Genomic DNA, 13087 nt, shown 5'->3' on the forward strand with positions numbered 1-13087 from the left:
GTCGGTGACGGTGATGTGGGCAAGTTGTCGATCCGCTGCGGAAAGCCGAGCCATCGCCGAGGTCTGGGGTGGTGCTTGCACGTCGGTGATCCGCAGACGCTCATCCTCGGCCGCGCCGGCGGTGCGGTGTGAGCGCGCGGTGAGCTGCCGCACCACGCCTCGGGCGTATCCGGACGGGACGTACTCCGCAGTCGTGGTGGGTGCGGCGATGCGGCCGGTGGCCGGGTCGAACCGGGCCGAGAGTGCCGTGATCGCGGTGTCCCGGTAGGCCAGGGTCCGCAGCGTCGCCATCGCTTGTGCGGTCACCACTCGCGTGACGCGCGAGGGGACGTGGACACCGTCCGGGTAGTGCGGGGTCCAGCCGAGGCGGGCGGCCGCGACATGCCCGTGCTTCGGGAGTGTCCGGCCGTGGCTGTCGCATCCGGCGGCCAGGACATCGAAGGTGGCCGGGTGCCACAGCCGCGAGATCAGCTCGGTTTCGGCACCGGAGATCAGGTCGAGCAGCCACCCGACACGAACGTCGAGGTCGCCCCGCCCGATCGGCGCACCGGTCGCGTCATCGACAGCCAGGTAGGGGCGGGTGGTGAACGAGAACTGCCGCAGCGCGGTGAATCCGGTATCGGCCATCAGCTAGCCCCTCTCCCACCGTGCTGCCGCATCGCCGAAGACGTCGACGTTGACTCCGCTTCGACCGCAATTGGTAGAACCGGCCGGAAAACGAAGCGAGCACTGCCATGAAGTCATCCAACAGCTCCTCCACCAGCGACTTGTCCCCATGCTCACGCGGGACCTCGACCTAACGCCGACCACCGACAGGTACCGCTCGATCCACGCCACACCACTCGCACCACCGTGAAGTGACCCTTGGCTGCGTCGTCGAGCATCCGATTCAGTCCCGCTCGGGTCTCCCGCAGACCTGAACCACGATCCGTGTAGGCCCGGTACACGGTGCCGGTGGCACTCTCCCGCAGCATCTTCTCCTGATGGGCGAGCGAGGATTCCTGACCGGTCGAGCCGGACACCCGGCAGTACAACGCTTCCGCCCTGCCGGCCCGAACACTCTCCGGTGTAGGTCGACCCAGGTAGACGGCGAGATCCTCCCGATCGAAGACTCGCTGACCGGACCTTCACGCGGAGAGGCTAACCGGCCCTCCGACGCGGCCTTCCGGATCCCCACCACCGACATGTTCAGGTATGCCGCCGCCTCGCCGAGGCGCATGATCCGATAGCAACAGGAAGGATTAGGAAGTATTAGACACCACGTCAACAGTTGAGAGCCTGCTCCGGCTCGAGGCGGCCGAGCAGATCTGGGCGCAGACAGATCCGCGGACGGAGGAACGGGCCCGCGAGGACGTCCGCGTGGCGACCGGAACGTTGCGCGAGAATCTGGCGGAAACACGCAGCCTCGTGCACCATCTCGCGGCGCCCAACCTGGAATCCCAGCCGCTCGACGCGGTATTGCTCGCTGCCGCGCGCACCCACCACCCGCGGGCGGAGCTCCGGATCGTGGGTACTCCGATCGCGATTCCGGCGGAGGTGACGCCCGCGCTGCTCCGTATCACCCAGATCGCGGTCTCCAACATCGCCCGGCACGCCCACGCCGAGACCGTGGGTGTCACGTTGACGTGCCTCCCGGGCGCCGTCGCCCTCGACATCTTCGACGACGGCACCGGTTTCGAACTGGGCGGCACGTTCACGGTCGAGAGTGCGCCGGGCGAGGGCACCGTGGTGGCCGCCCAGATGCCTTGCGCGAGAGAAACCGCGGCATGACGACCGTGACCGTGCTGCTGGTCGACGATCACGTGGTCGTTCGCGCCGGACTGCGAGCACTACTCGACTCGCAGCCGGACATCGAGGTGATCGCCGAGGCGGGCACGGGGGAGGAGGCGGTCGACGCCGTGAGCACATTCCGGCCGCAGCTCGTGACGATGGATCTCGCCCTCGGAGCCGGCATCGACGGGGTGGAGGCCATCCGCCGCATCCGGCAGGTCGATCGGGACCTGCCGGTGCTGGTGTTCACGACCTACGACACGGATGCCGACGTGGTGCGCGCCATCGACGCCGGAGCCATCGGATACCTCCTGAAGGATTCGACACCCCAGGAGATCTTCGCCGCCGTGCGCGGCGCGGCCGCCGGCCAGAGTGTGCTGTCGCCGCCCGTCGCGTCGCGACTACTGCAGCAGATGCAGCGCCCCGCGGAGGCCCTCACGCCGCGGGAGGCCGAACTGCTCACCCTGCTGGCCGAGGGCATGACCAACAAGGAGCTCGGCAAAGCCCTCTTCATCAGCGAGGCGACGGTCAAGACGCATCTCGTCCACATCTACGCGAAGCTCGGTGTCGACACCCGTGCCGCAGCGGTGTCCGTTGCCCTGCGACGGCAGGGCATTCGCTGAACCGGCGGGTTTCACGGCGGTACGCCGTGTGAACCTTTTGGCAACGATTTGCCGAAGCCCTGTCGAACGGCTGTCCAGGTGGTTATGTTCGAAATGAGCGGTGACCTTCCGCTCGCACCATGAATTGCGTGTTGAGAGGACAAGGGCCATGGTCGGCAACATCATCGGCACCATCATCTTCGGTGCGGTCATCGGCGTTCTGGCGCGTCTCGTGATTCCGGGAAAGCAAGCGATGGGGTGGGTCATCACCGTCGTCCTCGGCATCATCGGTGCGCTGATCGGGTACTGGGTGTGGGAGGGGCTCCTCGACAAGGGAGACACCGGCGGAATCGACTGGATCCGGTGGATCATCAGCATCGCCGTAGCAGCCGTGCTGACCCTCGGATACACCTCGATGACGAGCAAGAACAGGGTGTAGACGCCACATCGCACCGTCACGACAAGGGCCCCGTCCGGTCAGGGCGGGGCCTTTCTGCGGCTTCGCCGCCCGTGAGTACTTATCAACCGCCCGCGGTTAATAAGTACTCACGGGCGCAGGCAGAGGATCGTCATGTCGCGCAGGACTTTCCGGGTGCGCGAGGGGGTCGTGGGATCGACGCTGTGCGGGGTCGAGTTGATGAGCCCGAACGTGGCGTGCGCCTTGGTGCGGGCATCCGTCTCGTCCAGTGACGTGTCCACCTGCAGAAGCACCTTCACCCAGATCTCCACGTACCGCCGCTGCGTCTGCCGGACCTCGCGGCGGGCCTCGGCGGGCAGGCTCTCCAGGTCCCGGTCCTGGATGCGAATGAGGTCGGGTTCGCCGAGCGCGAAGTCGAGATGGAAGTCGATCAGGCCCTCCAGGGCCGATTCCGGGGAGGCGGCCTCCGCGACGACGAGCGACCCGCCCTCGAGCAGTCGCGTGCTGATCCCGACGAGCAGTTCGACGAGGACGGCGTCCTTGTTGGGGAAGTGCCGGTACACGGCGGGGCCGCTGATTCCCGCCGCGGAACCGAGGTCCTCGAGGCGAACACCGAGGAAGCCCCGTTCGGCGATGAGGCGGGCGGCGGCGTCGAGCAGTTGGCGGCGACGATCCGCCTTCATCTGCTCCCGGCGCGTGATCGGCGCTTCGGCACCGTCGACGTCTGTGGTCATCGCCTTGCTCTTTCTCGGATGCGGTCTGGACAACTCAGTTAATCACAGTTATCTTAGTTTCAGTTATCGAGTATTAACTCACTCGACACGGGCGTCAAGACGAGAAGGCGGCAGGATGGCACTGAGCGGAACCACTGCACGGGAGGGCTACCGGGCAGAGCACACGAAATTGGTGGACGAGCTGAAGTCGAGGCTGGCCGTGGCCGCGCTCGGCGGCAGCGAGAAGTCGCGTGAGCGGCACGTCAGCCGAGGCAAGCTCCTGCCCCGCGATCGAGTGGACACTCTGCTCGACCCTGGCAGCCCGTTCCTCGAGATCTCGCCGCTCGCGGCGAACGGTCTGTACGACGACGAATGCCCCGGAGCGGGCGTCATCGCCGGCATCGGCCGGGTGTCCGGCCGGGAATGCGTGATCGTCGCCAACGACGCCACCGTCAAGGGCGGCACCTACTACCCGATGACGGTGAAGAAGCACCTGCGGGCGCAGGAGATCGCGCTGCAGAACCAGCTGCCGTGCATCTACCTCGTCGACTCCGGCGGCGCGTTCCTGCCCAGGCAGGACGAGGTGTTCCCGGACCGCGAGCACTTCGGCCGCATCTTTTACAACCAGGCCACGATGAGCGCGCAGGGCATCCCGCAGATCGCGGCGGTTCTCGGCTCCTGCACCGCCGGCGGCGCCTACGTCCCCGCGATGAGCGACGAGGCCGTCATCGTCCGCAACCAGGGCACCATCTTCCTTGGTGGCCCGCCGCTGGTGAAGGCGGCCACCGGTGAGGTCGTGACCGCGGAGGAGCTCGGCGGCGGCGACCTGCACTCGAAGGTCTCCGGCGTCACCGACCACCTCGCGGAGGACGATCAGGACGCGCTGCGGATCGTGCGGAACATCGTCGCGACCCTCGGCCCGCGCGCCGAGCGTCCGTGGGATGTGATCTCCACCGTTCCCGCGTCGGCGCCGCAGACCGACCTCTACGACGTGGTCCCCACCGACCCGCGCACCCCGTACGACGTCCACGAGGTCATCGACCGCATCGTGGACGGCGTCGATGGATCCGGCACCGCCGGTGGAAGCGAGTTCCAGGAGTTCAAGGCGGAGTACGGCAAGACCCTGGTCACCGGTTTCGCGCACATCGAGGGCCACCCGGTCGGCATCGTCGCCAACAACGGTGTGCTGTTCGCCGAGTCCGCGATGAAGGGCGCGCATTTCATCGAACTGTGCGACAAGCGCAAGATCCCGCTTCTGTTTCTGCAGAACATCGCCGGTTTCATGGTCGGTCGCGACTACGAGGCGGGCGGTATCGCCAAGCACGGCGCCAAGATGGTGACCGCGGTGGCGTGCGCCCGGGTTCCCAAGCTGACCGTCGTGATCGGCGGCTCCTACGGGGCGGGCAACTACTCGATGTGCGGGCGGGCGTACTCGCCGCGCTTCTTGTGGATGTGGCCGAACGCCCGGATCTCCGTGATGGGCGGCGAGCAGGCGGCGTCGGTGCTGTCGACGGTGCGCAGCGAGCAACTCGACAGCGCGGGCAACCCGTGGTCGGCCGAGGACGAGGAGGCGTTCAAGGCGCCGATCCGCGAGCAGTACGAGGCGCAGGGCAATCCGTACTACTCGACGGCAAGGCTGTGGGACGACGGCATCATCGACCCCGCCGATACCAGAACTGTTCTCGGACTGGCGCTCTCGGTGTGTGCGAACGCACCGGTCGAGCCGGTCTCCTACGGCGTTTTCCGGATGTGAGTGGAATGACTGAAATGACTCGGATAGATACCGTCCTGGTGGCCAACCGCGGCGAGATCGCGGTGCGCGTGATCCGCACACTGCGGGCCATGGGAATACGTTCCGTCGCCGTGTTCAGCGAGGCGGACCGGGACGCCCGGCACGTCCGCGAGGCAGACACCGCGGTGCTGCTCGGTCCGGCCGCGGTGCGGGAGAGTTACCTCGTCATCGAGAAGGTGATCGCGGCGGCCCGCGCCACCGGCGCGCAGGCCATCCATCCCGGTTACGGGTTCCTGTCGGAGAACTCCAAGTTCGCCGGTGCCTGCGCGGACGCGGGGATCGCGTTCCTCGGCCCGTCCGCCCACGCCATCGAGGTGATGGGCGACAAGATCACCGCCAAGAACGCAGTGGCGAAGTTCGGCGTGCCCGTCGTCCCCGGCATCGCCCGTCCGGGCCTGTCCGACGACGAACTGATCGCGGCCGCAGGCGACATCGGATACCCCGTCCTGGTCAAGCCGTCGGCAGGCGGCGGCGGCAAGGGCATGCGACTGGTGGAGGAGCCCGGCGCACTCGCCGAGGCGCTGCGCAGCGCGCGGCGTGAAGCGGCGTCGGCGTTCGGCGACGACACGCTCTTCCTCGAGCGATTCGTGCTGCGGCCCCGGCACATCGAGGTGCAGATCCTCGCGGACGGGCACGGGACCGTCGTCCACCTCGGCGAGCGCGAATGCAGCCTGCAGCGTCGCCACCAGAAGGTCATCGAGGAGGCGCCGTCGCCGCTGCTGGACGAGGCGACGCGCGCCCGGATCGGCGAGGCCGCCTGCAACACGGCGCGCAGCGTCGACTACTCCGGAGCGGGAACGGTCGAATTCATCGTCTCCGCCGACACGCCCGACGAGTTCTTCTTCATGGAGATGAACACCCGGCTGCAGGTCGAGCACCCGGTCACCGAACTCGTGACCGGCCTGGACCTCGTCGAGTGGCAGGTGCGGGTGGCCGCCGGTGAGCCTCTCGGCTTCACCCAGGACGACATCACCCTCACCGGTCACGCCATCGAAGCCCGCGTCTACGCCGAGGACCCGAGCCGCGGTTTCCTCCCCACCGGTGGACTCGTGGCCGACGTGGTCGAACCCGCAGGCCCCGGTGTCCGCGTCGACTCCGGGCTGCAGCCCGGCACGGTGGTCGGCAGCGATTACGACCCGATGCTGGCGAAGGTCATCGCCCACGCCGACGACCGCGCCGGCGCGCTGCGGAAACTGGACCGGGCGCTGGCCGGCACCGGTGTGCTGGGAGTGGTCACCAACATCGAGTTCGCGCGCTTCCTGCTCGCCGATCCCGACGTGGTGGCGGGCAACCTCGACACCGGTCTGCTCGACCGACGGCTCGAGGACTTCGTCGCCGCGGAGGCCATCGACGCCGCCCTGATCGCCGCTGCTGCTTTCCGCTGGTTGCAGCGCTGGCCCGAGCGGGCGCAGGCCGATCTGTGGGACGTCCCGAGCGGCTGGCGGGTTGGGGTTCCCGCGCCCACCAGCATCCGGCTGTCCTCCGCCACCCGCACCGACCACGTGCGGATCACGGGCAGTCCGTCGGAGGCCACCGCGCAGGTCGAGGACGGCGACACCTTGTCCCTGACAGCGGTGCTCGACGGAACCACCCTCTCCGTGGTGATCGACGGCAGGCGCGAAACCTACCGGGTCGCCCAGACCGACGGGCATATCTGGCTCGCCGGTTCCGACGGCACCACGATGCTGCGTGAGGTCCGCGAACTCAGTGTCCGCACCGGCGACGTCCACGCCGGTGAGGCCGAGATCACCAGCCCCATGCCCGGATCCGTCATCGCCGTCGGCGCCGAGGCTGGTGCCCACGTCACCGCCGGCCAGACGCTTGTCGTGGTCGAGGCGATGAAGATGGAGCACTCACTCACCGCCCCCGTCGACGGCGTCGTCGACATCCTCGTCGCACCCGGTGACCAGGTGATGGTCGACCAGCTGCTCGCACGAGTCACTCCGCACACCGACACCACCGACACGAAAGAAGACGCGTCATGACCGAATTCCTTGCCACCGGCCAGCTTCCCGACGAGTACCAGCAGTTGGCGAAGACGGTCGCCGATTTCGCCAAGAACGTGGTGGCACCGGTCGCGGCGGAACACGACGCCAACCACACGTTCCCGTACGAGGTGGTGTCGGGGATGGCCGACATGGGCCTGTTCGGCCTGCCGTTCCCCGAGGAGTACGGCGGAATGGGCGGCGACTACTTCGCCCTCTGCCTGGCACTCGAAGAGCTGGGCAAGGTCGATCAGAGTGTCGCGATCACCCTGGAAGCAGGCGTGTCGCTGGGTGCGATGCCGATCTACCGGTTCGGCAACGAGGAGCAGAAGCAGGAGTGGCTGCCGCAGCTGACGAGCGGCAAGAGCCTGGCCGCGTTCGGGCTCACCGAGCCCGGGGCCGGAAGCGATGCCGGCGGGACGAAGACCACCGCGAAGTTCGACAGCGGTGAATGGATCATCAATGGCAACAAGCAGTTCATCACCAACTCCGGCACCGACATCACCAAGCTCGTCACCGTCACCGCGGTGACCGGTGTGAAGGACGGCAAGAAGGAGATCTCCACCATCCTCGTGCCGACGTCGACGCCGGGCTTCACCGCTGAGCCGGCGTACAACAAGGTCGGCTGGAACGCCTCCGACACCCACCCGCTCACGTTCTCGGACGTGCGCGTTCCCGAGGAGAATCTGCTCGGCGAGCGTGGCCGCGGGTACGCGAACTTCCTTCGGATCCTCGACGAGGGTCGCATCGCCATCGCTGCGCTCGCCGTCGGCGCCGCCCAGGGCTGCGTCGACGAGTCGATCAAGTACGCCAAGGAACGTGAGGCCTTCGGACGGCCCATCGGACACAACCAGGCCATCGCGTTCAAGATCGCCCGCATGGAGGCGCGTGCCCACACCGCACGCACGGCGTACTACGACGCCGCCGCCCGGATGTTGTCCGGCAAGCCGTTCAAGAAGCAGGCAGCCATCGCCAAGCTCGTCGCCTCCGAGGCCGCGATGGACAACGCCCGGGACGCCACCCAGATCCACGGCGGCTACGGATTCATGAACGAGTACACCGTCGCGCGGCACTACCGCGACAGCAAGATCCTGGAGATCGGCGAGGGCACCACCGAGGTGCAGCTGATGCTGATCGCGCGGGAGGCGGGCCTGTGACCGCCACGACCGAACCGAAGCGAATCGTTCAGCGGGGCCTGTGGTTCGAGGAGTTCGAGCTGGGAGCGGTGTACGAGCACCGTCCCGGCCGGACCGTCACCGAGGCCGACAACGTACTCTTCACGACGCAGACGATGAACACCCAGGCCCTGCACCTGGACGCCGCGTACAGCGAGAACACCGAGTTCGGTGAGCGACTCGTCAACTCGATGTTCACCCTCTCGACGCTGGTCGGGTTGTCGGTGGCGCAACTGACGCAGGGGACCATCGTCGCGAACCTGGGGTTCTCGGAGATCAGTTTCCCGAAGCCGCTGTTCCACGGCGACACGCTCTACGCGGAGACGAAGATCGCGGACAAGCGCGAATCGAAGAGTAGGCCCGGCGAGGGCATCGTCACGCTCGAGCACACCGGCCGCAACCAGAACGGCGACGTGGTGGCGATCGCGGTCCGCAAGACCCTCGTCCAGAAGAAGCCGTCGTGAGTTGGGAACTGCCCGGGCCCGCCTGGTTGTTCTGCCCGGCCGACCGGCCCGAACGGTATGCGAAAGCGGCTGCGGCAGCCGACGTCGTGATCCTCGACCTCGAGGACGGGGTGGCACCCGCGGACAAGGAAGCGGCCCGGGTCGCCCTGATCGACACCCCGCTGGATCCGGATCGCACGGTGGTGCGGGTCAATCCGGTCGGAACCGAGGACCACGAGCGCGATCTGCTGGCACTCGACGGCACCCGCTACACGAGGCTGATGCTGGCCAAGTGCGAGTCCGCCGACCAGGTGCTGTCGCTGGCGCCGCGTGAGGTGATCGCCCTCGTCGAGTCGCCGCTCGGTGCGCTCGCGGTGAGCGAGATCGCGCTGGCGGCGAGCACGATCGGCGTGATGTGGGGCGCCGAAGATCTCGTGGCGGCGATGGGCGGCAACTCCAGTCGCCGCGAGGACGGCAGCTACCGTGACGTCGCCACCCACGTGCGGTCGTCGACACTGCTGGCCGCCAAGGCATATCACCGGCTCGCCCTGGATTCCGTCTATCTCGACATCAAGGACCCGGGTGGGTTGCGCGCCGAGGCAGTCGACGCCGTCGCTGTCGGATTCGACATCAAGGTCGGCATCCATCCCAGCCAGGTCGGGGTGATCCGGGAGGCGTACGCGCCGTCCGACGAGGACGTCGACTGGGCGACGCGGGTTCTCGCCGCCGTCGCCGACGAGCGCGGAGTGTTCGCGTTCGAGGGAAAGATGGTGGACGCGCCGGTCCTGCGTCACGCCGAGGCGATCCTGCGCCGTTCACAGGTCGATTCGAAGGGGAAAAGCACGTCCGAGTCCCCGCGGTAGGCGGCGAAAGAGCGCGGAACGGCCGCGCTCTCGGGGAAGATGGTGCCCATGACCGCCGATCCGCAATGGGTGCCCACCGAATCCGACGTGCGCGACGCGGTCGTCACCGACTTCGCCCGGTTCGTCGCACGGCGTCACAGCGTCCGGGTCGACGACTACCGGTCGCTGTGGCGCTGGTCGGTCGCCGACCCGTCGGCGTTCTGGCAGGACGTGTGGGACTACTTCGAGATCCGGTCCGCCACCGACCCCGGACCGACCCTCGCGGACGGCGCGATGCCGGGTGCCGTCTGGTTCCCCGGGGCGGCCCTCAACTACGTCGACCACGTCTTCCGGAACGCCCGACCCGGAACACCGGCGATCCTGTACGCGGGGGAGGGCGCCACCGACATCTCCGTCGGGTGGGACGAGTTGCGGTCTGCGGTGGCGGGCCTCGCCGCGACTCTCCGCGAGCACGGAGTCGGCGTCGGTGATCGCGTCGTCGGCTACCTCCCCAACATTCCCGAGGCCGTCGTCGCGTTCCTCGCCACGGCGTCGCTCGGTGCCGTGTGGGCCGCGTGCGGACAGGACTACTCTGCGCCGGCCGCGCTCGATCGGCTGGGTCAACTGGAACCGAAAGCGCTGATCACCGCGGACGGCTACCGGTTCGGGGGTAAGGAACACGATCGGCTCGCGGCGACGGCCGACCTGCGCGGCGGATTGTCGTCGCTGGCCCTGACGGTGGTCGTGCCGCATCTCGATCCGGCCGCGGCTGTCGACGGCACCCTCACCTGGGCGGAGGCCACCGGCCGGGGCGACGCACTGGAGCCCGTCGCCGTCCCGTTCGACCACCCGTTGTGGGTGGTGTTCTCCTCGGGAACCACGGGTTTGCCGAAGGGCATCGTGCACGGTCACGGCGGTGTTCTGCTCGAACACGTGAAGTCGCTCGCGCTCCAACTCGACATCGGCCGCGACGACACCCTTTTCTGGTACACCAGTCCCAGTTGGATGATGTGGAACTTCCAGACGGCGGGCCTGCTGGTGGGGGCCACCATCGTCTGCTACGACGGAAGTCCATCATATCCGACGCCGGATGCGTTGTGGGACTTGGTGTCACGTCTGGGTGTGACCGTGGTCGGCACGAGTCCCGGCTATGTCCTCGCGTGCGACAAGGCGGGTGTCGTCCCCGTGCGCGAGCACGATCTGAGCGCACTCCGGGCGGTGGGAGTGACGGGGTCCACGCTGCCGGCGGCGTCGTCACTGTGGTTGTCCGAGAACGTCGGTCGCCGCGTTCCCGTCGTGTCGATCACCGGTGGGACCGACGTGGTGTCGGCGTTCGTCGGGGGAGCGCGGAACGTGCCGGTCTGGCCGGGGGAGCTGTCCGCCCCGTGTCTGGGCGTCGCCGTCGACGCGTTCGACGAGTCGGGGCAACCGGTGCGAGGCGAGGTGGGTGAACTGGTCGTCACAGCGCCGATGCCGTCCATGCCGGTGTCGTTCTGGAACGATCCGGACGGAAAACGTTACCGCGCCGCGTATTTCGACGTGTTTCCCGGAGTGTGGCGGCACGGCGACTGGATCACGATCACCGATCGCGGGACCGTGCTGATGCACGGGAGGTCCGATTCCACATTGAATCGCAACGGAATTCGGATGGGGAGCGCCGACATCTACCAGGTGGTGGAGAAGCTGCCGGAAGTTGCCGAAGCGCTCGTCGTCGGTGTCGATCTGGCGGACGGCGGATACTGGATGCCACTGTTCGTGGTCCTGTCGGAGGGGGTGGAACTCGACAACGCGCTGAAGCAGCGTATCCGCGGAGCGATTCGTGAGCAGGCCTCTCCCCGGCATGTGCCCGACGACATCATCGAGGCGCCCGGCATCCCGCACACCCGGACCGGCAAGAAACTCGAGGTGCCTCTCAAGCGCATTTTCCAGGGTGCAGACGCGCGGCGCGCGGTGGACCGCAGCGCCGTCGACGACCCCGGCCTGCTCGACTGGTTCGCACGGTACGGACGCTGAGCAGTGAGTCGGTCGATGGCAGTGTCGTTGAGCGACGACAATTAGGTTAGTCTTACTTTGGTTATCCTCCGGTAGGGACGAGCGCCCCGCCGGTCCCGTGTCGGCGAATGTGAGAAATCTCCCGTCTGCCTGCGATCGGCCGCGCCGCAGCGATCGCGACTAATCGGACATCGATAGTGCCGCACCCCGGGAGGGTGTTCCAGATGCTGGGATGCAGCGAGTTGTCGTCGGTTCGCGTCTCCTCGCCGGGGGACGTGCTTCCGCGTCCTCGTAGCAGGTCAGCGGGCGATCTGACGGCGCCCGGATGCTCACGCGGCAATGGGCGGACGTCCAGGTCGTCGTTCGGTGCGGATGCGCGACGGACCTGGTCGGTTATTCCCTGCGTGCAACCCCGGGAGTTCTTCGTTTTGAGACCTGCGCGGGGCTTTGGTAGACACGGTGGTTGGCAAAACTGCGGTCATGGGGGGCAGGGAGTGTTCAACGCCGCAGTCGATCATCAGATCGGCTGCACCGTGCACGGATAACAGTCGGGAGGCGGGACATGAAACTGGATACGACAGTTGTACACCTAGCGAAATTCCGACTCTCGGTACGGTATCCGCGTTCTGGCTGGACGCAGTGCCCGGAATGTGGTTCGGCCTGTTGAATATGTGCGCGTCGAAGATCGAATTCAGGCCTGGTTCTGGAAGTATCGAGGGTTGGGTACGTCACAGCTTCACCGGTAACGCTAGTGGATGTGACACCGATGTAATTCCCGGCGTTGCCGCGGAGCCGTACGAACCGAAATTGTCACCACCGAGCGAGAGGAGGCCGAAGCAATGATCGCGACGATGTTTCGCTCCTTCACCAGCGCCGTAGACTCGGCTCTCGACTCGGAGGATGACGAGCACCGATTGGGTGGCCGCTTGTTGGATCGATGAGAGAACGGAGCCACGGATGAACCCGCTCACCGCAAGTAGTTCGGGATGTAAGGGCCTTGGAGTGTTCAGCGTCGCAGGCAATCGGGTTTCGGACGATCGTCTGACATGGACTCCGAGTGTGGTGGAACTCTTCGATCAGCGCAGGGCATCCCATGCCCGGCACGTCCCCGCTCCGCGAGAAGCTTCGAACCGGCAAGGCCCGTTCATGTGATGGCGTTCATCGGAAGGCCGGCTCACGACGCAGTCCGTGGGACCGAGAACTACGAATCACCAAAGACACAGGCGGCAGTCGCCACGCGTTCGAGAACGGAGTAACCCTTGGGGTCGGGACAAGCAGCGGGTAGTAGCGGCGCTCCGGAAGGGGCGTTTCCGCTGTCAGCTGCGCAGCGAGGCATCTGGTTCGCGCAACACGCG

General features: G+C 67.1%; 10 protein-coding genes and 2 pseudogenes. 9 read left to right on the top strand and 3 right to left on the bottom strand.

Annotated elements, in window-relative coordinates; translation table 11 throughout:
* Window positions 1–627: pseudogene (locus tag ACFWAY_RS28300) on the bottom strand (transposase); the annotation flags it as partial.
* Between the two features lie 152 nt (window positions 628–779).
* The gene (locus ACFWAY_RS28305; RefSeq protein ID WP_378512945.1) at window positions 780–1022 is read right to left on the bottom strand and encodes a recombinase family protein; all 243 of its coding nucleotides are present in this window, start codon (window positions 1020–1022) and stop codon (window positions 780–782) included.
* A 250-nt stretch (window positions 1023–1272) separates the two neighbouring features.
* On the opposite strand from ACFWAY_RS28305, the pseudogene ACFWAY_RS28310 reads away from it, so the two are divergent.
* The 3 genes and pseudogenes from ACFWAY_RS28310 to ACFWAY_RS28320 all read left to right on the top strand — a co-directional run.
* Window positions 1273–1770 (top strand): annotated as a pseudogene (locus ACFWAY_RS28310) (sensor histidine kinase); the annotation flags it as partial.
* The gene (locus ACFWAY_RS28315; RefSeq protein WP_378512946.1) at window positions 1767–2393 is read left to right on the top strand and encodes a response regulator; all 627 of its coding nucleotides are present in this window, start codon (window positions 1767–1769) and stop codon (window positions 2391–2393) included. The pseudogene ACFWAY_RS28310 and the gene ACFWAY_RS28315, both read left to right, overlap by 4 nt.
* A 148-nt stretch (window positions 2394–2541) precedes the next feature.
* Window positions 2542–2811, top strand: a complete 270-nt coding sequence (locus tag ACFWAY_RS28320; RefSeq protein WP_005239513.1) for a GlsB/YeaQ/YmgE family stress response membrane protein — start codon at window positions 2542–2544, stop codon at window positions 2809–2811.
* A gap of 107 nt (window positions 2812–2918) precedes the next feature.
* Here the strand turns inward: ACFWAY_RS28320 and ACFWAY_RS28325 are convergent, their stop codons facing one another.
* Entirely contained in the window at window positions 2919–3524 is a 606-nt protein-coding gene (locus ACFWAY_RS28325; RefSeq protein ID WP_378455280.1) for a TetR/AcrR family transcriptional regulator, read from the bottom strand.
* A 115-nt stretch (window positions 3525–3639) separates the two neighbouring features.
* On the opposite strand from ACFWAY_RS28325, the gene ACFWAY_RS28330 reads away from it, so the two are divergent.
* Genes ACFWAY_RS28330 through ACFWAY_RS28355 form a run of 6 tightly spaced genes read left to right on the top strand, consistent with a single transcriptional unit; the run spans window position 3640 to window position 11753 of the window.
* A complete protein-coding gene (locus ACFWAY_RS28330) occupies window positions 3640–5256 on the top strand; it encodes a carboxyl transferase domain-containing protein (RefSeq protein WP_378512947.1) in 1617 nt (538 codons plus the stop codon).
* Between the two features lie 14 nt (window positions 5257–5270).
* Window positions 5271–7280 (top strand): acetyl-CoA carboxylase biotin carboxylase subunit, encoded by a 2010-nt coding sequence (locus ACFWAY_RS28335; RefSeq protein ID WP_378512978.1) that lies wholly within the window; start codon window positions 5271–5273, stop codon window positions 7278–7280.
* Window positions 7277–8437: an acyl-CoA dehydrogenase family protein gene (locus ACFWAY_RS28340; protein ID WP_378451931.1), complete on the top strand. Its 1161-nt coding sequence runs from the start codon at window positions 7277–7279 to the stop codon at window positions 8435–8437. Before ACFWAY_RS28335 ends, ACFWAY_RS28340 begins: the two co-directional genes overlap by 4 nt.
* Window positions 8434–8919: a MaoC family dehydratase gene (locus tag ACFWAY_RS28345; RefSeq protein ID WP_378512948.1), complete on the top strand. Its 486-nt coding sequence runs from the start codon at window positions 8434–8436 to the stop codon at window positions 8917–8919. Before ACFWAY_RS28340 ends, ACFWAY_RS28345 begins: the two co-directional genes overlap by 4 nt.
* Window positions 8916–9761, top strand: coding sequence for an HpcH/HpaI aldolase/citrate lyase family protein (locus tag ACFWAY_RS28350; protein ID WP_378512949.1), 846 nt, complete (start codon window positions 8916–8918; stop codon window positions 9759–9761). Before ACFWAY_RS28345 ends, ACFWAY_RS28350 begins: the two co-directional genes overlap by 4 nt.
* 48 nt (window positions 9762–9809) lie before the next feature.
* Window positions 9810–11753 carry an acetoacetate--CoA ligase gene (locus ACFWAY_RS28355; RefSeq protein ID WP_378512950.1) on the top strand — a complete coding sequence of 648 codons (1944 nt, stop codon included), beginning with the start codon at window positions 9810–9812 and terminating at the stop codon, window positions 11751–11753.
* Window positions 11754–13087: the final 1334 nt, after the last annotated feature.

It is taken from the genome of Rhodococcus sp. NPDC059968 (assembly GCF_042738615.1).
GTDB lineage: Bacteria > Actinomycetota > Actinomycetes > Mycobacteriales > Mycobacteriaceae > Rhodococcus_F.

Coding starts and splice junctions, on each gene's coding strand:
- ACFWAY_RS28315 (WP_378512946.1), top strand. CDS start 1,767: ATGACGACCGTGACCGTGCTGCTGGTCGACGATCACGTGGTCGTTCGC.
- ACFWAY_RS28320 (WP_005239513.1), top strand. CDS start 2,542: ATGGTCGGCAACATCATCGGCACCATCATCTTCGGTGCGGTCATCGGC.
- ACFWAY_RS28325 (WP_378455280.1), bottom strand. CDS start 3,524: ATGACCACAGACGTCGACGGTGCCGAAGCGCCGATCACGCGCCGGGAG.
- ACFWAY_RS28330 (WP_378512947.1), top strand. CDS start 3,640: ATGGCACTGAGCGGAACCACTGCACGGGAGGGCTACCGGGCAGAGCAC.
- ACFWAY_RS28335 (WP_378512978.1), top strand. CDS start 5,271: ATGACTCGGATAGATACCGTCCTGGTGGCCAACCGCGGCGAGATCGCG.
- ACFWAY_RS28340 (WP_378451931.1), top strand. CDS start 7,277: ATGACCGAATTCCTTGCCACCGGCCAGCTTCCCGACGAGTACCAGCAG.
- ACFWAY_RS28355 (WP_378512950.1), top strand. CDS start 9,810: ATGACCGCCGATCCGCAATGGGTGCCCACCGAATCCGACGTGCGCGAC.